This window comes from Bradyrhizobium macuxiense, from assembly GCF_001542415.1.
Taxonomy (GTDB): domain Bacteria; phylum Pseudomonadota; class Alphaproteobacteria; order Rhizobiales; family Xanthobacteraceae; genus Bradyrhizobium; species Bradyrhizobium macuxiense.
This window is the reverse complement of record NZ_LNCU01000030.1, coordinates 102,686-124,569: the sequence shown is the minus strand read 5'-3', so window position 1 is coordinate 124,569 and position 21,884 is coordinate 102,686. Positions and strand designations below refer to the sequence as shown.

The 21,884-nt window shown below is 61.7% G+C and carries 18 protein-coding genes; 9 read left to right on the top strand and 9 right to left on the bottom strand.

What is annotated here, in order from left to right:
* Window positions 1-206: 206 nt before the first annotated feature.
* From AS156_RS07040 to AS156_RS07030, 3 genes are all read right to left on the bottom strand, one after another.
* A complete protein-coding gene (locus tag AS156_RS07040; protein ID WP_066501811.1) occupies window positions 207-1,073 on the bottom strand; it encodes an MlaD family protein in 867 nt (288 codons plus the stop codon).
* A 101-nt stretch (window positions 1,074-1,174) separates the two neighbouring features.
* Window positions 1,175-1,951 carry an ABC transporter ATP-binding protein gene (locus AS156_RS07035; RefSeq protein WP_066501810.1) on the bottom strand — a complete coding sequence of 259 codons (777 nt, stop codon included), beginning with the start codon at window positions 1,949-1,951 and terminating at the stop codon, window positions 1,175-1,177.
* Between the two features lie 2 nt (window positions 1,952-1,953).
* Window positions 1,954-3,087, bottom strand: a complete 1,134-nt coding sequence (locus tag AS156_RS07030) for an MlaE family ABC transporter permease (RefSeq protein ID WP_066501865.1) — start codon at window positions 3,085-3,087, stop codon at window positions 1,954-1,956.
* Window positions 3,088-3,223: 136 nt separating this feature from the next.
* On the opposite strand from AS156_RS07030, the gene dgcA reads away from it, so the two are divergent.
* Window positions 3,224-4,225, top strand: coding sequence for an N-acetyl-D-Glu racemase DgcA (dgcA, locus tag AS156_RS07025; protein ID WP_066501808.1), 1,002 nt, complete (start codon window positions 3,224-3,226; stop codon window positions 4,223-4,225).
* Here the strand turns inward: dgcA and AS156_RS07020 are convergent.
* Window positions 4,222-5,394 (bottom strand): MFS transporter, encoded by a 1,173-nt coding sequence (locus AS156_RS07020; protein ID WP_066501805.1) that lies wholly within the window; start codon window positions 5,392-5,394, stop codon window positions 4,222-4,224. The genes dgcA and AS156_RS07020 overlap by 4 nt on opposite strands.
* Before the next feature lie 75 nt (window positions 5,395-5,469).
* Between AS156_RS07020 and AS156_RS42745 the strand changes: the two genes are divergently transcribed.
* Window positions 5,470-6,753, top strand: coding sequence for a hypothetical protein (locus AS156_RS42745; RefSeq protein WP_066501859.1), 1,284 nt, complete (start codon window positions 5,470-5,472; stop codon window positions 6,751-6,753).
* A 97-nt stretch (window positions 6,754-6,850) separates the two neighbouring features.
* Here the strand turns inward: AS156_RS42745 and AS156_RS07010 are convergent, their stop codons facing one another.
* From AS156_RS07010 to AS156_RS06995, 4 genes are all read right to left on the bottom strand, one after another.
* Window positions 6,851-7,840, bottom strand: a complete 990-nt coding sequence (locus tag AS156_RS07010; RefSeq protein WP_066501803.1) for a threonine/serine dehydratase family protein — start codon at window positions 7,838-7,840, stop codon at window positions 6,851-6,853.
* A gap of 137 nt (window positions 7,841-7,977) precedes the next feature.
* Window positions 7,978-9,090, bottom strand: coding sequence for a glycosyltransferase family 4 protein (locus AS156_RS07005; RefSeq protein WP_066501801.1), 1,113 nt, complete (start codon window positions 9,088-9,090; stop codon window positions 7,978-7,980).
* On the bottom strand, window positions 9,087-9,899 hold the full coding sequence (locus AS156_RS07000; protein ID WP_066501800.1) for a UDP-2,3-diacylglucosamine diphosphatase: 813 nt from the start codon (window positions 9,897-9,899) through the stop codon (window positions 9,087-9,089). Before AS156_RS07000 ends, AS156_RS07005 begins: the two co-directional genes overlap by 4 nt.
* A gap of 217 nt (window positions 9,900-10,116) precedes the next feature.
* Window positions 10,117-10,428, bottom strand: a complete 312-nt coding sequence (locus AS156_RS06995; protein ID WP_136626062.1) for a hypothetical protein — start codon at window positions 10,426-10,428, stop codon at window positions 10,117-10,119.
* Window positions 10,429-11,097: 669 nt separating this feature from the next.
* On the opposite strand from AS156_RS06995, the gene AS156_RS06990 reads away from it, so the two are divergent.
* The 7 genes from AS156_RS06990 to AS156_RS06960 all read left to right on the top strand — a co-directional run bounded on the left by AS156_RS06990 (window position 11,098) and on the right by AS156_RS06960 (window position 18,694).
* Window positions 11,098-11,535: a hypothetical protein gene (locus AS156_RS06990; RefSeq protein ID WP_136626061.1), complete on the top strand. Its 438-nt coding sequence runs from the start codon at window positions 11,098-11,100 to the stop codon at window positions 11,533-11,535.
* Window positions 11,536-12,698: 1,163 nt separating this feature from the next.
* Entirely contained in the window at window positions 12,699-14,075 is a 1,377-nt protein-coding gene (locus AS156_RS06985; RefSeq protein ID WP_245312580.1) for an aromatic ring-hydroxylating oxygenase subunit alpha, read from the top strand.
* Complete coding sequence (locus AS156_RS06980; RefSeq protein WP_066501797.1) at window positions 14,072-14,587, top strand: aromatic-ring-hydroxylating dioxygenase subunit beta; 516 nt, start codon at window positions 14,072-14,074, stop codon at window positions 14,585-14,587. The genes AS156_RS06985 and AS156_RS06980 overlap by 4 nt, the downstream gene beginning before the upstream one ends.
* A 7-nt stretch (window positions 14,588-14,594) precedes the next feature.
* Entirely contained in the window at window positions 14,595-14,918 is a 324-nt protein-coding gene (locus tag AS156_RS06975) for a non-heme iron oxygenase ferredoxin subunit (RefSeq protein WP_066501779.1), read from the top strand.
* Between the two features lie 61 nt (window positions 14,919-14,979).
* Window positions 14,980-16,278, top strand: a complete 1,299-nt coding sequence (locus tag AS156_RS06970; protein WP_245312578.1) for an MFS transporter — start codon at window positions 14,980-14,982, stop codon at window positions 16,276-16,278.
* A gap of 77 nt (window positions 16,279-16,355) precedes the next feature.
* Window positions 16,356-16,862 carry a MarR family winged helix-turn-helix transcriptional regulator gene (locus AS156_RS06965; protein ID WP_066501766.1) on the top strand — a complete coding sequence of 169 codons (507 nt, stop codon included), beginning with the start codon at window positions 16,356-16,358 and terminating at the stop codon, window positions 16,860-16,862.
* 809 nt (window positions 16,863-17,671) lie between these two features.
* Window positions 17,672-18,694, top strand: a complete 1,023-nt coding sequence (locus tag AS156_RS06960) for a tellurite resistance/C4-dicarboxylate transporter family protein (protein WP_066501847.1) — start codon at window positions 17,672-17,674, stop codon at window positions 18,692-18,694.
* A gap of 92 nt (window positions 18,695-18,786) precedes the next feature.
* On the opposite strand, the gene AS156_RS06955 is transcribed toward AS156_RS06960, so the two are convergent.
* On the bottom strand, window positions 18,787-21,879 hold the full coding sequence (locus AS156_RS06955; protein ID WP_066501764.1) for an efflux RND transporter permease subunit: 3,093 nt from the start codon (window positions 21,877-21,879) through the stop codon (window positions 18,787-18,789).
* Window positions 21,880-21,884 lie beyond the last annotated feature (5 nt).

The following is a 21,884-nucleotide window of genomic DNA, read 5'->3' as shown; positions in this document are numbered from 1 at the left end:
GGCCACCGTCAATGCGAGGAGCTCGCGACAAAATTGCAGAGCAATTGCGTGCTGAAGCGACGGCGCAATCCATGCTTCGGCAAGCGGAGCGATGGATTGTTTCGCGGAGCCTGTCATCGGGCGCGTTTTGCGCCGACCCGTCGGCTCGCTATGACGCGTTTGGTACGCGGCGAACTGCATTCGCCACGCCCCACTCGCCGATCACATCACTGCCGACGTCGCGGACCCGGCCCGGCCGGTACCGGAGCCGGCGGTTCCGGCGCGTTGTTGCTGCCGCCGAAGATCACCCGGCTCGGGTTGCGGTCGAAATTGTTGACGGCGCGGCTGATGTCGGACAGCGTCCGGCGGCCATCGAGGACCAGGGCGTTGGAACGCTTGTCGAGATTGTCGGCAAGCTCGCGGATCGACTTCACAGTCAGATTGAGCTCGCCGCCATTGTTGCCGCCGGCAATCGCGTTCAGTCCGAGCATCAAGCTGTCGGCCTTGCCCATCACGCCATCGACCTTGAGCATGACGTTGTCGATCTTCTCGGAGTTGCGCGCCAGCGCCGAGGTAAAGGTCTCGAGATTCCTGAGCGAGTTCTTCACCGACTCCTGATTGTCGGCGACGATGCGATTGACGTTCTGCAGGGTGGCGCGGATCGCCTCGGTGACGTCCTGCAGCGAGTTCGGATCGGCCGTCAGCACCGGGATGCCGTCCTCGTCGATCGGCACCGGCGGAGCCGCCTCCTCGCCGCCCCGCAGCGAAATCGCGGCAACGCCGGTGAGGCCCTGGAATTCGAGGCCGACGCGGGTATCCTTGCGGATCGGGGCGTTGTTCTCGACCATCGCGAGCGCAACCACGCGCCTCGGATTGTCGAGCTTCACCGAGATCACTTCCCCTACTCTAATACCGTTAAAGTTCACAGCGCCGCCATTGCGCAGGCCTGACGCCGGGCCCTCGAAGATCACCCTCAAGGGGCTGCGCTGCTTGGTGGTGTGCAGGCTCTGGAACCAGAGCACGAAGCCGAACGCCGCCGCGATCACCGCCAGCGTGAACGCTCCGATCAGCACATAGTTCGCCCGCGTTTCCATCGATTGCTCCTAGGTCCTGTCGCAGCCAGCCTGCGTCAGGGCCTGTCGAACCCCTTGTTGGCTCATGATCTCGTCCGAAAACCGGCCTCTGTTGTTCGGGATCATGGCTCGGCCACAACGGCGCGGGCGCGCTTGCCGTTGAAGTACTGCTGCAGCCACGGATGTTGCGATGCCCTCATGTCGGCGATCGATCCTGCAGCAATGATCTTACCGTTCCCTAAAACGGCGATGCGGTCGCACGCGGTATAAAGACTGTCGAGATCGTGGGTTACCATGAAAACGGTCAGCCCCAAAGTCCGCTGCAGGGTGCGCACCAGCTCGTCGAAATCGCCGGCGCCGATCGGATCGAGGCCCGACGTCGGCTCGTCGAGAAACACCAGTTCAGGATCGAGCGCGAGCGCGCGCGCCAGCGCCACGCGCTTGATCATGCCGCCGGACAATTCCGACGGATAGCGATCGGCGACCTCCGGCTTCAGACCGACCATCACGAGCTTGGCGACCATGATCTCGTCGAGCAGCCGCTGCGAGACGCGCAGATATTCGCGCACCGGAAACTGGATGTTCTGCCGCACGGTGAGCGACGAGAACAGCGCGCCCTGCTGGAACAGGATGCCCCAGCGCCGTTCGACCGCCCGGCGCTGCCCCGAACTTGCTGCATCGAGGTCGACACCGAACACCTCGATGCGGCCGGAGACTTTCGGCACGAGACCGATGATGGTGCGCGTCAGCACCGACTTGCCGGCGCCGGACGGGCCGACGAAGCCGAGAATCTCGCCTCGCCTGACGTCGAGGTTGAGACCGTCGAGCACGCGGGTCTTGCCGAACTGCACGGTGATGTCGCGGACCCGGATGATGGCGTCGTCTGCCTGCTCCGGCATGGTCACATCCCGATCGAGGCGAAGAAGATCGCGAACACGCCGTCCATCACGATCACGAAGAAGATCCCTTTCACCACCGACGCGGTGGTGTGCTGTCCGAGCGACTCCGCGGACCCCTGCACCGCAAAGCCTTCGACGCAAGCGACGATGCCGATCACCGCGGCCATGACCGGCGCCTTGACCAGGCCGACGATGAAATGGTCGATCGATATGGCATCACGAAGGCGGAGCAGGAAGGCCTCCGGATCGACGCCGCCATAGAGCCAGGCCACCAGGCCGCCGCCATAGAGCGCTGCCATCGCGCCAAGGAAGGCCAGGATCGGCAGCGCCAGCACCAGCGCGAGCATGCGCGGCAGGATCAGCACCTCGATCGGATCGAAACCCATCGTGCGCAGCGCGTCGATCTCCTCGCGCATCTTCATCGAGCCGAGCTCGGCGGTATAGGCCGAGCCCGATCGGCCCGCGACCATGATTGCAACCAGCAGCACGCCGATCTCGCGCAGCACCAGTACGCCGAGCATGTCGACGACGAAGATGTCGGCGCCGAACTGTCGGAAATGGAAGATGCCCTGCTGCGAGATGATGCAGCCGATCAGGAATGTGATCAGCACCACGATCGGCACCGCGCGCCAGCACACTTGCTCGAGGTGATGCACCGTCGAGGTCAGGCGGAAGCTGCGTGGATGGATCAACACCTTGCCGGTCGCGGCGATCACGGCGCCCAGCATGTCGACCAGACTGACGATCGTGCCACCGATGCCGACCACGGTGCGGCCGATCTGCTCGAGCATGACCGTGATCGACAGCGGCTCGCTGTCGACCTTGGGCGCGGTACCGACGCGGCGAACCTCATCCACCAGGCTCGAATAGTTGGCGGACAGGCCGGCGATCATGGCTTCCGTCGCGGCATCGCTGAGACTGCGGCGCAGCCGTTCGATCAGCCAAGCGCCGAAAGTATCCAGGCTGGAGACCTGCGACACATCAATGAAGATGTGCGGACGGGTGCCACGCAGCTTCTCGGCATCCGAGACGATCCGTTCGAGCGCCGGAGCAAAGCGGGCCGTCCAGTTGCCCGCCGCGCACAACGCCAGTCCCTCGCCCTGCGCTATCCGCTCCAGTGTCGGGTCGCCGCTCACCTTTTGCCCCTCGGCTGCGTTGCCGTTCGAAAGCATGTTTCCGGCGCTGCCGGGACGGCTTGTCGAATCTGTCACTAACCAGCCATAGTTGATTGCGTCTCGCAAGCATACGGTTCAGGAAATAGTAGACTTTAAAATGACTTCCCACCCGCCCCGAACAATTTCCCTGAACGCCCGGATCGAGCGCTGGCCGATCGCGGGCACCTTCACGATCAGCCGGGGCGCCAAGACCGAGGCGGCGGTCGTGGTGGCCGAGGTCAGCCGGGACGGCCTGACCGGCCGCGGCGAATGCGTACCCTACCCCCGCTATGGCGAGACGCCGGAAGCCTCCCTGCAGGCGATCCAGGCCCTGCAGGAACCTCTCGCCGGCGGCATGGACCGGGGCGCCCTGCAGGCCAGGATGGCGGCCGGCGCCGCGCGCAACGCGCTGGATTGCGCGCTTTTGGATCTTGAGGCCAAGCTTGCCCGCGAGCGCATCTGGAACCTGCTCGGCCGGCCGGCGCCCACCCCGCGCACCACCGCCTATACGATTTCGCTGGGAACACCCGAAGCGATGGCGGAGGCCACCGCCAGGGCGGCACAGCGCCAGCTGCTCAAGATCAAGCTCGGCGGTGAAGGCGACGGCGCGCGGATTGCCGCCGTGCGCAAGGCCGCGCCGGCCTCCGAGCTGATCGTCGACGCCAACGAGGCGTGGACCGAGGACAACCTTGCGGCCAATCTTTCGGCCTGCGCCGATGCCGGCGTCACCCTGATCGAGCAGCCGCTGCCGGCCGGCAAGGACGAGGCGCTGTCGCGGATCAAGCGAGCGGTCGCGGTCTGCGCCGACGAGAGCGTGCATGATCGCGCCTCGCTCGAGGGCCTGCGCGGCCGCTATGACGCGGTCAATATCAAGCTCGACAAGACCGGTGGACTGACCGAGGCACTGGCAATGGCGGACGCCGCCCGCGCACTGGACTTCGAGATCATGATTGGCTGCATGGTCGCGACCTCGCTTTCGATGGCCCCGGCGATGCTGATCGCGCAAGCCGCCCGCTTCGTCGATCTCGACGGCCCGCTGCTGCTGGCACGCGACCGCGAGCACGGCCTGCGCTACGAGGACAGCCTCGTTTATCCGCCGGACGCCGCGCTCTGGGGCTAGTGGGTGAAGCGTTTGCGCGACAGCCACATCACAAGCCCGCCCGCCGCCCCCATCGCAGCCATCATGTCGTAGACGCCGAGCCCATAGCGCGCATAGACCATGCCGCTCACGATCGACGTGGTGCTTGCGACGATGCCGCCGCAGGCGGTGAGGTAGCCCTGCCCGCGCGCCATCACGTGAACCGGCACGTGATGCACCATCAGCCCCATGATGCCGACCTGGGTCAGCCCGAAGGTCAGTCCGTGCGCGAGCTGAACCACGGCGAGAACCGCAAGCGGCGGATCCTGCGCGGTGATCGTCCAGCGCACCACGGCGCTGGCAGCTGCGATCACCACAAGCATCGCAGACGGCAGCGTGAAGCGCGGCGACAGCGCGAACAAGACGATTTCGGCGAGAACGCCGATCACCCACAGGGCGGCGATCGTCAGGCCGCTGAAACCGGCTTGCCGCCAGGCGATGGATGCGAAGATGTAATAGGCGGAGTGACTGCTCTGGATCAGCGCCGAGGATATGATGATGGCAAGGAAGCCGGGGTCGCCCAAAAGCTTCCGCGCACCGGCGCTGGCCGCGGGCGCCGAAGCCGGCCGGTCCAGCGGCCGCAGCGTCAAGGCGACCATCGCACCGACGACGGTCACAGCCGTGACGATCCAGATCAGATGGACCTCGGCGACATGGCCGAGCAATAGCCCGCTTGCGAGCGCACAAGCCACGAACGCGGCCGAACCCCAGAGCCGCAGCGGGCCGTAGCTCAGACCGTAACGCGCCACGCCACGTAGCGCATAGGCATCGGTTAGAGGCACCATGGGCGTCCAAACGCAACAGGTCAGCGCATAGACCAGCAAGACGAGCGCTGGCTGGTGCTGGGTGCCGATCACCACAAACCCGAGCGCGGTGGCAAAGCCCGTGAGCATGATCGCACCGCGCAGCATCTGGCGCCGCTCCGCTGCGGCCGTGACCAGCGGCAGCACGGTGAAGCGCGTCACCGGCGGTACCGCCGTGATGAAGCCGATCCAGGTGGCGTCGATGCCGATCGCCTTCAGCCACACCGTGAAAAACGGCAGATGAACGCCCGTCACTCCAAACAGCGTGGCGTAAAATGCCGCCAGGCTCCTCGCGAATCGCCGCGGCGCAACCCTGGCTGCGATGGGGATTTGTGATTCGGAAGACATCAATTCAATTGCGATTCGCGCGATATCGTGGTGATCGTTAGCGTAACGCGCAGTGATTTGCGCGAAGAGATTGTGATGGCCGAAGAAGCATTCGCCCTGTCGCCGATTTCCGCCCGCGCCGCCCAGCCGAGCGAGGAGGACTATGTCGCGATCCGCGAGGCCTTCATGGAGACCTCGCGGGGCCGCTGGTTCCTTGGCGAGTACGCCAAACGCAACCGCAACGCCGATACCCGCATGGTGCTCGACGCCGTAGCGCGGATCGAGGAAAGCCTCAGCGCACAGCGGCAGGCTGCCGCAGACGCCTTCAGGGACGAGCAGCTCGAACAGGCGCTCTCCGCCCTGCGCGGCGCGGTCGAGGCGGTCCAGGCTTCCGCCATTGCCGCGATCGATGAGCTGAGCTTCGAGCAGAGGCTGGCGCCGATTCGCAAGGGTGTGCGCGTGATCCGCGAAATCTCCTGGCGGCTGCGCGAAATCGGCAATGACGGCAGGATCTGCGACATCATGGATTCGCAGGCCAGCGCCATCGAGGCCGGCGTTGCGCAGGTCTCGTTTGATGAAGCCAAGGGCGTTTTGGATGCCGCCTTCGCAAGCCTGGCCCGCCGGCTCGCTGAGTTCAAGACAGCCGAGGCGGTCGCGCCCGCGGCGGAACCGGCCCTCGCCGAGGCGCCGGTCGCTGAAACGCCTGTCGCTGAGACGCCTGTCGCGGAGGCGCCAGTCGCTGCTCCCGCGCCGGCACCGGCAGCCGAAAGCGCAAGGCCCGATGGCACGGTCGCCGAGGTTGCCGCAGCTCACGACGTAACGGCGACGCCGAGCGTGGAAGCTGCCGTGGCCGAAGTGCCGCCGCAGCCCGTCGAGGACGCTCTCGCAAAAGCCGAGGCCGCATTGGCCGAAGCCGAGGCTGCCGAGCTCGCCCGCGTCAGCCAGGAGGCCGCGGCAAATGCGGAGGACGAAGCGGTCCTCGACCTCATCGCAATCGAGATGGGGGCGAGCGATCCAATCGAGGATGACGAGGCCACACTCGTGGCGGAGATGCGCGCCGCTGAGGCGATGGCAACGGAGCCCGCAATGGCTGCGCCGGTGCTTGAGATGGCGATGGCGGCCGAGCCAGCGCCCGCACAATCGCCCGCGCCGGTGACCGCCCCCCAACCGGCGGCCGAGCTGCAAGTTGCAGAGGCGCCGCTAAGCCCCGCGCCGCCCCAGATTGACGCGGAGACCGCTCCTGCTCCTGCGGCCAACGTCTCGCTTGGCTCGACGATCATCGCAAGCGGGCTCGTGAAGAAGCCGAACGCCGCGGCAAACGATCCGCTCGCGGCGATCCGCCGCATGACCCAGGCCGAGAAGATCGCGTTCTTCTCGTGATCCTGCGCCGCGTCGTGCGCTGACGGCATCGATCGCCACCAACAGCAATGGGCAGAGCGGCCAACGCCCTGCCCAATTCCATTTTGATCAGGTCGTGTCAGGCGACCAGCTTGGCGAACAGCTCCGCGTCGACATTGCCGCCCGAGAGCACGATCACGACGTTCTTGTCCTTGGCGTCGATCCGTCCGGCCAGCAGTGCGGCGAGCCCGACCGCGCCGCCGGGCTCGACCACGAGCTTCAGCTCGCGATAGGCGAACGCAACGGCGGCACCGACTTCGTCGTCGGACGCGCTGACGCCGTTTGCCAAGAGCTTGCTGTTGATGGCGAAGGTGAGCTCGCCCGGCATCGCCGCCATCAGGGCATCGCAGATGGTGCGTGCCGCAACCGGATGCGCCTCGCGGTGCCCGACCTTGAGCGACAACGCATGATCGTCATAGCCCGCGGGCTCGGCGACGATCACCCTGGCCTGCGGAAATTTCGATTTCACGGCGGTGGCGACGCCCGCGATCAAGCCGCCGCCGGAGGCCGGCGCCACGACGATGTCGGGTGTGAGCCCGAGCGTCGCCATGTCCTCGGCGATCTCGCGGCCTGCGGTGCCCTGCCCCGCGATCACGAAGGGATCGTCATAGGGACGTACCAGCGTCGCGCCGCGCTTGGCAGCGATGCCGTTGGCGATCGCCTCGCGGTTGTCGCGGTCGCGATCGTAGAGTACGACCTCGGCGCCATAGGACTTGGTCCGCTCGCGCTTGGTCAGCGGCGAGTCCGCAGGCATCACGATGGTCGCCTGCATGTTGAAGATCTTGGCCGCGGCCGCGACGCCCTGGGCATGGTTGCCCGAGGAGAACGCAACGACGCCGCCGCCCCGCTGAGCTTGCGGGATCGAGGCCAGCTTGTTGAAGGCGCCGCGGAACTTGAACGATCCGGTCCGCTGCAGCATCTCGGGTTTCAGGAAAACCTTGGTGCCGACGCGTTCGTTGAGAACGGGGAAGGTCAGGAGAGGCGTGCGCACCGCGAACGGCGCGACCACCCTTGCGGCGGCATCAATGTCCGCGGCAGCGACGGGTGGATTTATGGCGGTTTCCGTCATCCGCAATTTCTATCGCGGCGGCCGGCAGCCCGGCAAGACGCTTTAGCGTGAGATGGGCTAAAGCATAATCCGGCAAAGCCGAAGCGGCTTTCGGGAAAGATCATGCCCAAACAACAGGCTAAAGCGCGGTGACGCTTCTAAACTGACTTCATCGCGCTTTGGCGAGAAGCCTGCTGGGTGGCCGGCAGAACGGCGAAATGGTGCTTTTCGGCACCGAGCTCCATCGCTTCCCCCTCACTGTCCGGTGGGACCGGCCGGACATTCATGGCGCGCTCGATGAACACCCGCGCCGAAGCCTGCCAGGTATGGAGCGCGGCAAAATCGACGCAGGCCTGCCGCGGGATGCTCAGGGCCTCCAGGCAGGCGTGGCGCAAATCCTCGTCGAGCACACCGACCGGAGCCGCGCCAATCACGTCAACGGGGCCAGTGACCGGAAAGGCGGCAACTGGCAGGCCACTGGCCAGTGCTTCGAGCAGCACCAGGCCGAACGTGTCGGTCCGGCTCGGGAAAACGAACACGTCGGCCGCAGCATAGATCTCGGCCAGCTCCTCGCCATGGCGCGCGCCGAGGAACACGGCCTGCGGGTATTTCCGCTCGAGCGCCGCACGCGCCGGGCCGTCGCCGACCACGACCTTGGTGCCGGGTAGATCGAGATCGAGGAAGGCCTCGAGATTCTTCTCCACCGCGACGCGGCCGACGCTGAGATAGACCGGCTGTGGCAAGCAAAGGTCAACATCACGCGGATGGAACAACGCGGTATCGACGCCGCGCGACCACAGCACGACGTTGCGGAAGCCGCGCAGCCGCAGCTCACCGGCCAGCGTCGGCGTCGCCGCCATCACGGCCTGGCTCGGCTTGTGGAACCAGCGCAGCGCGCGCCAGATCCAAGCTTCCGGAACTGGCGACCGCGCCGAGACATATTCGGGAAAGCGGGTGTGGAAGCTCGTCGTGAACGGTAGGCCGTGCTTGCGGCAATAGCGGCGAACCGACAGCCCGATCGGCCCCTCGGTCGCGATATGGATGCTGTCCGGCTTTGCCGCCTCGATCAGCCTTGCGACCTTGGCCCGATATGGCAGCGCCAGCCGCAGGTCGCGATAGCTCGGCATCGCAAAGGTGCGGAACGATTCCGGCGTCAGGAAACTCACCTCGACGCCGAGCGATTTTGCCGCCTGCGCCATCATGGTCAGCGTGCGTACCACCCCGTTGACCTGGGGATGCCACGCATCAGTCGCGACCAGGATATGCGTCATGCAGCGCGTGCCGTTACTCGTGGGACCGGGGCTATACGGCGGACCGGATCGGTCCAGGTGATGATCTCGAAGTGGCCATCGTCATGTTCGGCAAGTGCGGTGCAGCTCTCCACCCAGTCGCCGCAATTCATGTAGCGGATGCCGTGCTCATCATGAATCGTGGCGTAGTGGATGTGGCCACAGATCACGCCGTCGCAGCCGTGCCGACGCGCCTCGCCTGCAAGCGTGGCCTCGAATGCGCCGATATAGTTCACTGCCTTCTTGACCTTGAGCTTGGCCCATTGCGACAGCGACCAGTACGGCACGCCGAACATCTTGCGGAAGAAGTTGACGAAGCGATTCATCTGGATCGCGAAGTCGTAGGCCTTGTCGCCGAGATGGGCGAGCCAGCGCGCGTTCTGAACCACGAGATCGAAAATATCGCCGTGGATCACCAGATAGCGCTTGCCGTCGGCGCCGGTGTGGACTGTGTTCTCCACTACATCGATGCCGCCGAAATGTGTGCCATAGTATTTACGCAGGAACTCGTCATGGTTGCCCGGGACGTAGATCACCTTGGCGCCCTTGCGCGCCTTGCGCAGCATCTTCTGCACGAAGTCGTTGTGGGTCTGCGGCCAGTACCAGTTCGACTTCAGCGCCCAACCGTCGACGATATCGCCAACGAGGTAGATCGTGTCGGCATCGTGAGAGCGAAGAAAGTCCAACAGACGGTCGGCTTGCGAGCCGCGGGCTCCGAGATGAACGTCGGAGATGAACAAAGTGCGAAAGCGCCGCTCGGGGCTCTCTTCACTCAAGGAGTCGCTTCCCATGCCTGTGCACCTAACAGGTTCCTGTGACAAGGCGATGACGATTCCCGCGACCAAAAGACTCCGGAAAATTAGCGAGAATCAGTTGCACGCCCCTTCATTGCGGATAACAGCGCGATGCGACAATCTGGCGACATGGGCGATTTGCGGGTGTGCGAAACAGGCGTTGTGCTGCCTGCACATCGGGCGTTGCAGGCGCGACTTGCGTCTGCCGCACCCTTCAAGGCTTCCCGGTTGCAGACTTAGCAGCTAACTCCATCGCCAGGTCCAAAGCGGCAATGCCAATCCGCAGCGAGGGTTCAGCAGCGCAACGCCGATCCATCCATGCGACTATTGCATCGAAGTCGCCGCCGCCGACAATTTCTCGGTCGCCGCTGACGTTCAACCCACTGATGAATCCAACGACCCAGGATTCGAACGATCCTTTGATGACGGCGTTCTTCTTGCGATTTATCCAAGCGGTGCAAGTTTGAGAGCCAGCACCCACTATTGTTGCTCCAGCGTGGGCCACGTTCGTCAGCAGCAACACCATGATGGCAGTCGCCAGCACCCTTCGCATTATCGACATCTAGAAACTCGATGCTGCCTTAGCTAGGACGTTTGTCCTAGGAGAGGAGAACAATGAACGAGACTCGAAGGTCAACGAGGGGGCATGGCCCTTTGCGAAACGTTGACAGGGCAACTAACACTCGGCGTTCCTTGCTTAGAGTGAGATCAGCGCCTTGATGGCTCATCCCGTTGGGGAATGCACCGTAGGCATGCCAGCACGCTATGTGACATCGCGTATAGATCAGATTTATACACGAATCTGAATATTTATAAATTCTGCGCGATCGTAGTTGCCCAAACACAGCTCCCCGTCGATGACGACCCCGACGCATTGTGGCTTGGCAGCCATGCGGGGATTGCGCGAGAACCGTCATTTGCCAAGGATAACCCAATCTTCGACGGATTGCGGGTTCGGACAATTGCGGTGCGGCGCTTTGGTTGTGAAATCGTTGTGATGCAATCGTGGAAAGACCTCGCGCATGGTCGGTGTCATGCGCTAGGTCAACCAGGCGGGCAACGGCGATCGGCGCTATGCCGGCGGGAGGGGAGCCCTCGTTACTGAACCAACTGATCAACGACTTCTGGCAAGACATGGAGAATAAGCAATGACCAAAACCGTCCACCTCGACTTCACCGTCGAGGCTGCCTAGCCGTGCTGTCGAAAAGCCGCAACAGCGCAATGACCCATCAAGCGACGGCCGCCGCCGCCCGCCACGCCGCGTACATCAAGCGACTACGGACCAGCATGCGAAGAGCATTGCAGGCAACCAAGGCCCGCGAGACGAAGAGAGCCGCCAAAGGACGACCTGCCGTCGCAGTGACGGTCACGCTCGATCAAATCATGGCCAAACTAGAAGCCAACGCTTACGCCTGCGCGCTCACGGGGCTCGAATTCTGGAACGACGACGCTGACCAGTTCGGGCCGACCATGCCGAGCATCGATCTCATCAGTTGCGACGGCTCATACGATGACGCTAACACCCGCGTGGTCGTCTACGGCATCACGGCCTGCCGAGGTCGTGGCTCCGACGACGATTTGTACCACATTGCAGAGGCGCTGCTCGCTCGCAAACGCTCACGACGCGGCTAACTTTCGATTGGAAGCCCGCCAGGCGATCGCTCCGTTCCAACCTCCAGGCTGAACCCCTCCCGTTTACCTAGTCCTCGGCGAGAAGTGACAGCGAATTGGAGCACCTGTCGGGACCAACTAGAAAGGCGCATCGCCTAACTCATTGATTTGGCGTTGGCTGCCAAAAACTCGGGGGTCGAAACAAAGAATCCTGAGTCGATCTCCGCGGAAACGCTGAGCGCTGCCATCCGCTGCATGTCGTCGATAGAGCTTAGGCAGGACGCCACATGACCGACCGGCGCCACCGGAAAGGAGCCGTCGTTCAGTATATAGCGGAAATAGATTGTCCCTGCGTCGTTTCGCGGTCGCGCGCGGCTTCTCGTCCTCAAGCTCTTTGCGGATCGCCGGCCAGAAGTTGAACGTCACGGAGCGAGCCGCCTGTTCTGCGAACTATACGGGCGGCGCGAGCAATGAACGTTCTTCGACCAGAATCGGATGAGCAGCCTTCGAGACTGATTTCCTTGTAGGCGCGGTTAAACCAGACCACGACGCTGAGCGGCGTCATTCTGCCGCCGCGCGAGGATCTGATGACGGCGCCATCCTGCCGCGAACCTTGCCGCAATTCGAGAAGCGCCTGGCGCAGCGCCGCGCTTTCACGATGCGACCCAGGCAGGAATGGAGTGAACAAATGGCGGCCTATTCGGCCTGCACGTGGTGGAATGAATTCGGGTTCTCGCTTCGCCAGCCCCGGAATGGCGAAGGAGCAGGATGACGCCCCGGGCGACGGTCGCTCGCATCATCCACCTAACCCGCGGTGGCGCCGGCTGCTCCCGATTTCATCTCTCCGAGATAGGCATGCTGCACCGGTCTGGCGATAGGTCGACTTTGGCGTCTCGATGAGATCGTCACGCTTCAACCGCTGACCAATTCCACCAACCGTGCGGTGCAATCGAGTGATCGAGCGGAACCGCACGAGACTCTTCGCCACGTCGCTTCGACTGGTGCTTGGCCTTTCGAGCCGAGCCTCACCTTGACTATAGTTGTCATGCCAACTATAGAGTTGCTCTAAGGCTGGCGAGCACGCCGACAACGAAGGCCACCGGAGGACGCGCGATGATCTCCTGCGCATTGTATCGTAGCTGTTCGTGCGCGAGCGCCACATCTGTCTTTCGCAGGAGGAAGTCGTGAACAACACTCAGCAAGGTCAGGCCACGCGGTTGATGGCCATCTCGAAGTTGATCGACGATCGACCAGACGAAGCAATTTTCCAAATCGATCGCCGTCTGTTCTCTGATCCCGACGTGTTCGAGGCGGAGCTGCGCTACATCTTCGAAGCCACCTGGAACTTCATCGGTCTTGAGTCTCAGATCTCGAAGCCCAACGATTTCGTCACTACGAACATCGGACGCCACCCGATCCTTCTCATGCGCGGCACGGATGGCAAGATTGGCGCGTTTCTCAATACTTGCAGGCATCGCGGGACAATCGTTTGTCCATTCAAGCAGGGTCGGCAGAAGTTTCATGTCTGCCGCTATCACGGCTGGGCTTACGACTCGAATGGTCGCAACGTATCCATTACCGAGGAGGCAAGCGGACAATATCCACGCTCCTTCTCAAACGAGAACCACGATTTGATCCCGGTTGCTCGGCTGGGCTCATATCGTGGCTTTATCTTCGCCAGCTTGTCCCCCGACGTTCCTCCTATAGACGACTTTTTAGGCGACGCGCGGACCTTCCTCGACCTGATCGTAGATCAAAGCGACACTGGCGAGGTCGAGTTTGTACCTGGCGCAAGCACCTACACATTCGACGGCAATTGGAAACTTCAGTTCGAGAACGGGCTCGACTACTATCACTTCTCAACTACTCATAGCTCCTACGTCGACATCCTTAAGAAGCGCAACGTGTCAGCTGGACCCGAGGCCGGCTTTACGTCGGAGCCCGAGGACGAACAGGAAGGGCAAGGCAGTTTTAGCTTCGACTATGGTCATGCCGTAAATTGGTCCATCAAGCGAACGCAACTATATGGTCGGCCTTTAGGGGTGGATCCGGCGCGGCTCGAGGCGGTGCGTCAACGTGTCGGTAACGCGCGTGCCAAGTGGATGTTGCGCCAGCGCAATCTGACGATCTTTCCAAACCTTCAGGTGATTGACATTTTGTCGGCGCAGGTCCGTACATGGCGTCCGGTGGCACCCGACAAGACCGAAATGGTCTCGCATTGTCTGGCTCCCGTTGGCGAGAGCACCGCGGCACGGACCTTACGCATCCGAAATTACGAAGACTTCTTCAACGCTTCGGGGCTTGCAAGCTCGGATGACAATGTCATGTACGAGTTCTGTCAGACCGGCTACGAGGCCACGACCGCGGGACCAACACAAGGCTATCTACGCGGCGCCGCTGGAGTCAGTAGAGGGAATAGCGTTCACACACGCGAACTCGGTATAAATCCACGCGAATGGTCCTTCGGTGCTCCGAGCTTCGGCGGTGAAGCGAACTTTTACCCAGGCTACCGTGAATGGCGTCGCCTTATGGAACGCGCCGCACAGGAGGCCAAGGTATGAGCAGCAACGCCTCGGTACTGGTCGACGCGCGTCGGGTAGCTGAAGCCATTCTCTTCCGGGAAGCCCGCCTACTCGACCATGGCAATTGGAGCGAATGGGTCGCGATGTACCGGGAGGACGCCGTTTACTGGGTGCCCGCCTGGTTGGACGAGTACAAGACCACGCAAGATCCCACCACGCAGGTCTCGCTTCTCTACCATGCCTCCCGACGTGGACTAGAGGAACGGATCGCGCGCATCGAGTCGCGCAAATCTATCACAGCGCTTCCACTACCTCGAACGGTGCATCAAATCTCCAATCTGGAGGCGCGGGAAACCGGCCCCTGCGAGATCTCTTGCCAATCGGTTTTCGCAGTCCACGTCTACGATCCCCGCGTATCAAAGGAGCACGCCCGCTACGGGAGCTATCAGCATACGCTGACGCTCGACGGCGGAGAGTGGAAGATCGCGCGCAAGATCATCACTTTGGCGAACGACAACGTAGCCACCGTGCTCGACTTCTACAGTATCTGAGGATCGCATGAACACGAATGGCACGTGGCACGCTGCAGCGGCTGTTGAGGACTTGCGCGAGGGAGAGCCGCTGGGCTTGGAGATCGCAGGTTTTCACGTGGCACTGTACCGCATCGGCAAACAGTTTTACGCAACGGGTAACATCTGCACTCACGCCGACGCGCTGCTTTCCGATGGCACGCTAGACGGTTGCGAGATCGAGTGCCCCCTTCACATGGGACGATTCGATATCCGCTCCGGCGAAGCACTCACCAGCCCGGTTGAGATCGACATCCCGACCTATCCGGTGCGCGTGGCCGGCGATCAGCTAGAAGTGTGTCTGCCACCCTAAACCACCCATTTTATCAAGAAGCAGGACAAAAAATAGGGGACAGGAAGTGACGGAAGTCGCAGTGAGCAAGCTGATCGACGTCGGCACCGATGCCGACGTTGAACGCACGACAATCCGCAAGGTCGCGGCGCGTCTGATGTGGTTCGTAATGGCATTGTATTTTCTCGCGATCCTTGATCGCGGGAACATTTCCTTTGCTGCACTTCAGATGAACAAGGAGCTCGGGCTCGGTGCCGAGATGTTCGGCATTGCAGTTGGCATCATGTACTTCACTTACTCGCTCTTCGAAATCCCTAGCAACCTCATCCTTCATCGTTACGGCGCGCGGATGACGTTGACCCGCATCGCAATCCTCTGGGGTATTGCCACGATTTTGATGGCGTTTACTCAGGGGCCATTGAGTCTCTATGTCTTTCGTGGGTTTCTGGGATTCGCGGAGTCTGGGCTATTTCCTGGCGTTATGCTGCTTCTCAGCATGTGGTTCCCGTTCGTCTACCGCGCTCGCTACAACGCGATGTTCAACTACGCGGTGCCAATCTCCTACATATTTGCTTCGCTCATTTCGGGCGCCATCCTGGAGTTGAGCGGAACGCTCGGAATTGCGGGCTGGAAGTGGCTGTTCATTCTGGAGGGTATTCCGCCGATCATTTTGGGCATCATAGGCATCTTTTACCTTACCGATCGGCCACATCAGGCAACCTGGCTTACAGCCAAACAACGAGATTGGCTTGTGGGCGCGCTCGAGCGAGATGCTAAGGCGACCGGCGTGGTTCATGGTGAAGGAGTTTTGAAGACGATTTCCAATCCAATGGTGATCCTCTTCGGTCTGTGCAATTTCGGCTTGTTCTGCGGCCTTGCCTCGCTCTTCCCGTGGTTGCCGCAGATCATTAAGTCTTTCGGTCTCCCCTCCTCCCAGGTTGGTCTCGTCACTGCGATCCCACCGGTTGCTGGGCTGATCGGCATGATCGTGCTCTCGCGGCACTCTGATCACGTCGGTGAGCGCTTCCATTATGCCACAATGACGTTCGTGATCGCAGCCGCTGGTTTCGCCATCGCGGCGGTCGCGACCACGCCTACTTGGATCATCGTAGGTTTCATGGTAGCCAATGTCGGTGTTTACGGCACGCAAGCGGTGTTCTGGACTATCCCGCAATCCTATCTGTCGCGGCAGAGTGCGCCCGGTGCGATCGGTCTTGTCGGTATGCTCGGTAGCATCGGCGGCGCTACTATACCGGTGGCAATCGGGCGAGCAAAAGATGCATCGGGCAGCTTCACCGTTGGGTTTCTTGTTGTCGCGGGCGTACTCCTCTTCGCCGCTATCCTCATTCAGGTCGCGCGCGCTCGGTTGATAAGGAATTGAAAGGTCAATCCACATCACGACGCTCGAAGCGGACGAGCGCGCGAGCAAAATCGGAGCGTGCCACGCCTGGTGAACTAGTGATCGACTTCGATCGCTACGTTCCAACGGTCTTGTCTAGCCTGGTTGCGAAGTTGCGCGCTAATGCGAATGTCTTCTTTCCGCAGGCCCACGGTGTTTCGCTGGCGGAGTGGCGCATCTTGTCTTTTCTACGAGAGCATGAGCCGGCAAGCGCCTATGACATCTGGACGAAAGCGAACTTAGACAAAGCCGTGGTGAGCCGAGAAACCTCCTCGCTCAAGGAGAAGGGACTGATTGAGTTAACCCCCGTTAAAGCGAGCCGGCGAAATCGCAACGAGATTAGCCTTACGGCGGCCGGTATCGCCCTCCTCGACCGCAGCTTCGACGAAATTCTACGGCGGCACGACAATTTGACCGCCGGTCTCGACACAAATTCGATGCGCATCTTTCTACGTGTCGTGAAACACCTTGAACGGCGCATACCGCATATGGCTGATCATTCCGTCACCTACGGCCGGTCGGTTCAAGCTCCCGTCAAACGCGTCAAGAGCAAGCGTCGAGGTTGAGGCCCCCCAGCACTTGCGTCTGGATTGGTTTGTAGCGCGTCCTCGACAAGCTTGAGTTGGACCGCAGCGCCAGTCATCCCACCTGGGGTCGACGATTTGTGCCGAAGTCATCTCACGGTCTGGTTTGCGCCGCGAGCACGAACCAGCAATTCCCGTCAATCAGACCGCAAATGCCAACCGACTAAACCAACCCATGCATTTCATTTGGCTTGAATGGATCATGCCGGCTCTGCTTTCTGGGGTCGGTGTCGCACGCGTTCCGATTGTGCCGTGGCCTCGAACATTGACCGCTTTCGGCGTTCAATCTTCAAGGCCGCGGCAGAGCCTGCCCATCGGCCGGTGGTGCTTCCACTTAATCAGGAAATGCTTGGCGAATGAGACTTTATGCGTAGACCGCTCGCACCAGTTGCTTTGGAACGCGGCCCACGAAGCAACAGTTAATGATTGGAGGGGAAGCCAGTTTTATCGGGCCCATCGGAGCAGGACGCGCCCTGAATGGCGGAACCACGCCGGCGCGGAGCCTACAGGGCGATCAACAACCGTAAGTTTTGGACGCGCCAGGTCGTCCTCAATGGCTCCCGGCATCGCTTTGATCACGCGGCATATCCGACTTAGTATCCAAGGATCAAAGCTTGCCGGCCCATGTTCGACTGACGTGAAACTTGGGCGCCCTCGCAAGGGACACGACAACGCGCGCAACAATCGCGTTGGTAGCGCAGCTCCTGACCGCGCTCTATCTCCGCATCGTAAGGCGGCGCGCGCTTAGTTCGTCGACCGGAAAAGGAACGTCCAAGGTCGGAAAGCTCCCGGTGAAACATTTATCGCCAGCCTATTTCGCGCTTGTGATGGCTACCGGCGTCGTATCGATCGGAGCGTCGGATTTCGGGCTTGTATGGCTCGCGACAGGACTGTTCGTTCTCAACTTCGCCGCCTATGTCGTGCTGACGTGCTTGACCACCTTGCGCTCGATCCGCTATCCGGAGCTAATCCTAGCCGACATGACCGATCATCGGCGCGGGCCTGGTTTCTTTACTGCGGTTGCAGCATCCTGCATTTTGGGTGCTCAGTTCTTGATGGCACACAGCCTGACGGCTGCGACTGTGTTGCTGGCGTTCAGCGCGGTGCTGTGGGTCGGCCTTACCTACACCATCTTCACTGCACTTACAGTCAAGCACGACAAGCCTCCGCTGCAGGAAGGTCTCACCGGCGCCTGGCTCATAGCCGTAGTTGCCGCCCAGTCGATCGCCGTCCTAGCGGCCCTGATTGCGCGTGACTGGCCGCAACCGCTTCGGCTCGAGCTCAATTTTTTCGCCCTGTCGATGTGGTCATGGGGCGGAATGCTCTACATTTGGATCATCTCGCTCATTTTCTATCGTGAGACCTTTTTTTCTTTCTCCCCCGGAGATCTGACGCCACCTTACTGGATCAACATGGGTGCAATGGCCATCTCAACGCTGGCTGGCACAGAGTTGGCGCAGAACGCGTCGGACGCGCCGTTTCTCGGCCTGTTGCTGCCGTTCCTCAACGGATTCACCGTCTTCTACTGGGCCACTGGCACGTGGTGGATTCCGATGTTGCTCGTGCTCACGACTTGGCAACACCTGATCCAGCGATTTCCACTGCGCTACGATCCTCTCCTCTGGGGCGCAGTCTTTCCATTGGGCATGTATGCGGTCGCGACAAAGCAAATGGCCGCGACGCTCCAGCTTCCATTCCTTGCTCCCCTGACGACGGCGGCGTTCGTGGTAGCACTGGCCGCCTGGACATTGGCCTTTGCGGCTCTCACCTGGCAGATCCTGCGCGAGTTTGCCCACAGAGCGGCCATTCTGTAGGAGTAAGCTCCCCGCGGCCCTCGCTCGCCTGCAGGCGCACACTTGTGCTGTCGATCCTGGGCGTACCGCGGTCGAAATTCTCCATCGCCGCCTCAGGTCCTCCCTATCGCATCAGTTGATGGAGCGGACCGGGAGGCGCCCGGCTCGGCCTGGCAGGAATGATCGGCTGCGATCAGTAGGTAGACCGCGGGAACCACAAACAGTGTAAACAGCGTCCCGATCGAAAGGCCGCTCGCGATCACGAGTCCCATGTTGAAGCGAGACACGGCGCCGGCGCCGCTGGCGACGATCAGCGGCACAACGCCAAGTACCATCGCCGCCGTCGTCATCAGTATCGGACGCAGCCGGATTCCGGCAGCCTGCTCGATCGCCTCACGCTTGGAGATGCCGCTGCGCTGCAGATCATTGGCAAATTCGACAATCAGAATCGCATGCTTGCTGATGAGGCCCATCAACGTCACCAGGCCAACGTCAGTATAGATGTTCAGCGATGCCCCGCCGATGCCGAGGCTCACGAAGATCAGCGCGCCGGCGATCGACATCGGTACCGAGACCAGGATAATGCATGGATCGCGGAAACTCTCGAACAGGGCCGCCAACGCCAGGAAGATGATGACCAGCGCAAATCCGAAGGTCTCGACGAAACCAGAGGATTCCTGAATGTATTGCCGGGACAACCCGCTGTAGTCCACGGTATAGCCCGGAGGCAGCGTCTTGGCGGCAAGGTTTTTGAGAAACTCCAGCGCGTCGGCTTGCGCCACGCCCGGTGCCGCAACACCCTGGATCGTGGCGCTGTTGAGCTGCTGAAAATGATTGAGCGTTTCCGGCACCGTCTTGGTCGTGATCCGCGCAATCGTCGACAGGGGCACAGGGGTGCCGGAAACGTTTGCCACATAGTAGTTGAGCAGTTGATTCGTGTTCAGACGGAAGCGCCGCTGCACCTGGGGGATCACCTTGTACGAGCGCTGATCAAGGCTGAAATAGTTGACATAGCCGCCGCCCAGCATCCCGGCCATGGCGCTGCCGACGTCACTCATCTTGAGCCCGAGCTGCGAGGCCTTGTCGCGATCGATTTCAACCACCGACTCGGGGCTGTCGATCTTCAAATCCGTATCGAGAAAGATGAACATCCCGCTGCCGATCGCAGCCTTGAGAAACTGCTGGGCCGCATCGTTGAGCTTGCCGAAGGAATCGGTGGTCTTGATGACGAACTGCACCGGCAAGCCCTGGCTGCCGGGCAGCGGCGGCAGCTGAAACGCAGCAATTCGCGCGCCGACGACCTTGTCGAGTTGCTGCTGAGCGATCGGTTGGAGCTGGTTGCTGGTTCGCGCGCGCTCGTCCCAGGGCGTGAGCACCATGCCGGCGACCACCCGCTGCGGCGAGTTGATCTGGAACACGTGACCCGTCTCCGGATAGCTCTTCATGATCTGGTAGACCTGCTTTGCGTAAAGCACCTTTTGCTGCAAGGTGGCATCCGGCGCCAGCGTCGATGATGCGATGACGACACCCTGATCCTCCTGCGGTGCAAGTTCGCTCTTCGCGCTCGTGTAAAGGAAATAGATGCTGGACAGCACCAGCAGCGCAAAGACCGCGGTCACGGGGAGAAAATCGAGGCTGTTGTGCAACCGTCTAAGATAAAAGACCCGGATGGCCTCGAAGCCGCGATCGATCGAGGCGGTCAGGCGTTGCTGCCAGCCCTGTGTCGCACTCGACGGCTTGAGCAGGCGCGAGCTCATCATCGGCGACAGGGTCAGCGCCACGACCGCCGATATGGTCACAGTCCCGACCAGGGTGAATGCGAACTCCGTGAACAACGCGCCGGTCAAGCCGCCCTGAAAGGCGATCGGCACATAGACCGCGATCAGGACGACGGTCATGGCGACAATCGGGCGGCCGAGTTCGCCGGCTGCTTCTATCGCCGCGGCAAACGGCGCTTTGCCTTGCTCGAGATGACGGTTGACGTTCTCGACGACGATGATGGCGTCGTCCACGACAAGCCCGATCGCCAGCACCAGCGCCAGCAAGGTCAGGAGATTGATCGAGAAGCCGAACGCAAGCATCATCGTGAAGGCGCCGACCAGGGACAGCGGGATCGCGACCATCGGGATCACCACCGATCGCACCGAACCGAGAAACAGGAACACGACAAGGTTGACGATCAAGAGGGCTTCGATCAGCGTCCGCGCAACGTCGCGGATGGCCGCGTGCACAAAATCCGTCGAATCATAGACGATCTGGCCGTGAAGACCGTTCGGCAACGCCGCATGGATGGCCGGAAAGATCTTGTGCACGCCGGCGATCACATCGAGCAGATTGGCCGCCGGCGCCACCTGGATGCCGATATAGACGGCCGGTTTGCCGTCGAAGGCGACCTGGGTCTCGTAATCATCAGCTCCAAGCGAGACGTTAGCGACATCCTTCAGGCGCACGATCGCTCCGCCGGTTTGCTTGACAATCAGATTGGCGAATTCGCGTTCAGTGTGCAGGCCGGTCGAGGCGGTCAGGTTGACCTCGATCATCTGACCCTTGGTGGTACCGAGTCCTGAAATGTAGTTGTTCTGCGTAAGCGCAGCCGAGACGTCAGCGGCCGTGAGGCCGTAGGCCGCCAGTTTCTGCGGATCGAGCCACGCCCGCAGCGCGAAATTCTGCATCCCGAGAATTTCCGCCGTCTGCACGCCCGGGACCGCCTGCAGTTTCGGCTGCACGACCCGGGTGAGATAGTCGGTGATCTGATTGCGCGCCAGCACGTCGCTGTCGAAGCCGAGATACATCGCGTCGATGGTCTGGCCGATCTGGACCGTCAGCACAGGCTGCTGCGTTCCGGACGGCAATTGGTTGAGCACCGATGAGACCTTGGTGTTGATCTCGGTCAGCGCCTTGTCGACGTCGTAGTTCAAACGCAGATAAATGGTGATGGTGCTGGTGCCGTTGGCGCTTTGCGAGCTCATGTAATCGATGCCGTTCGCTTGCGCGATAGCGGTCTCGAGCGGCGTGCTGATGAACCCAGCGATGACGTCGGGGTCGGCGCCGTAATAGGTCGTGGTGATAGTCACCACTGCGTTCTGCGTCCGCGGATATTGCAGGACCGGCAGCGAGCCCATGGCACGCAGGCCGAGCGCCAGGATCATCAGGTTGACGACGGTGGCGAGGACGGGCCGGCGAATGAAGAGATCGGTGAAATGCATGAGCG

Bases quoted from the DNA above. Each gene is read 5' to 3' on its own strand.
- AS156_RS07040 (WP_066501811.1), bottom strand. From the start codon at position 1,073: ATGGAAACGCGGGCGAACTATGTGCTGATCGGAGCGTTCACGCTGGCG.
- AS156_RS07035 (WP_066501810.1), bottom strand. From the start codon at position 1,951: ATGCCGGAGCAGGCAGACGACGCCATCATCCGGGTCCGCGACATCACC.
- dgcA (WP_066501808.1), top strand. From the start codon at position 3,224: ATGACTTCCCACCCGCCCCGAACAATTTCCCTGAACGCCCGGATCGAG.
- AS156_RS07020 (WP_066501805.1), bottom strand. From the start codon at position 5,394: ATGTCTTCCGAATCACAAATCCCCATCGCAGCCAGGGTTGCGCCGCGG.
- AS156_RS42745 (WP_066501859.1), top strand. From the start codon at position 5,470: ATGGCCGAAGAAGCATTCGCCCTGTCGCCGATTTCCGCCCGCGCCGCC.
- AS156_RS07010 (WP_066501803.1), bottom strand. From the start codon at position 7,840: ATGACGGAAACCGCCATAAATCCACCCGTCGCTGCCGCGGACATTGAT.
- AS156_RS07005 (WP_066501801.1), bottom strand. From the start codon at position 9,090: ATGACGCATATCCTGGTCGCGACTGATGCGTGGCATCCCCAGGTCAAC.
- AS156_RS07000 (WP_066501800.1), bottom strand. From the start codon at position 9,899: ATGGGAAGCGACTCCTTGAGTGAAGAGAGCCCCGAGCGGCGCTTTCGC.
- AS156_RS06995 (WP_136626062.1), bottom strand. From the start codon at position 10,428: ATGGTGTTGCTGCTGACGAACGTGGCCCACGCTGGAGCAACAATAGTG.
- AS156_RS06980 (WP_066501797.1), top strand. From the start codon at position 14,072: ATGAGCAGCAACGCCTCGGTACTGGTCGACGCGCGTCGGGTAGCTGAA.
- AS156_RS06975 (WP_066501779.1), top strand. From the start codon at position 14,595: ATGAACACGAATGGCACGTGGCACGCTGCAGCGGCTGTTGAGGACTTG.
- AS156_RS06955 (WP_066501764.1), bottom strand. From the start codon at position 21,879: ATGCATTTCACCGATCTCTTCATTCGCCGGCCCGTCCTCGCCACCGTC.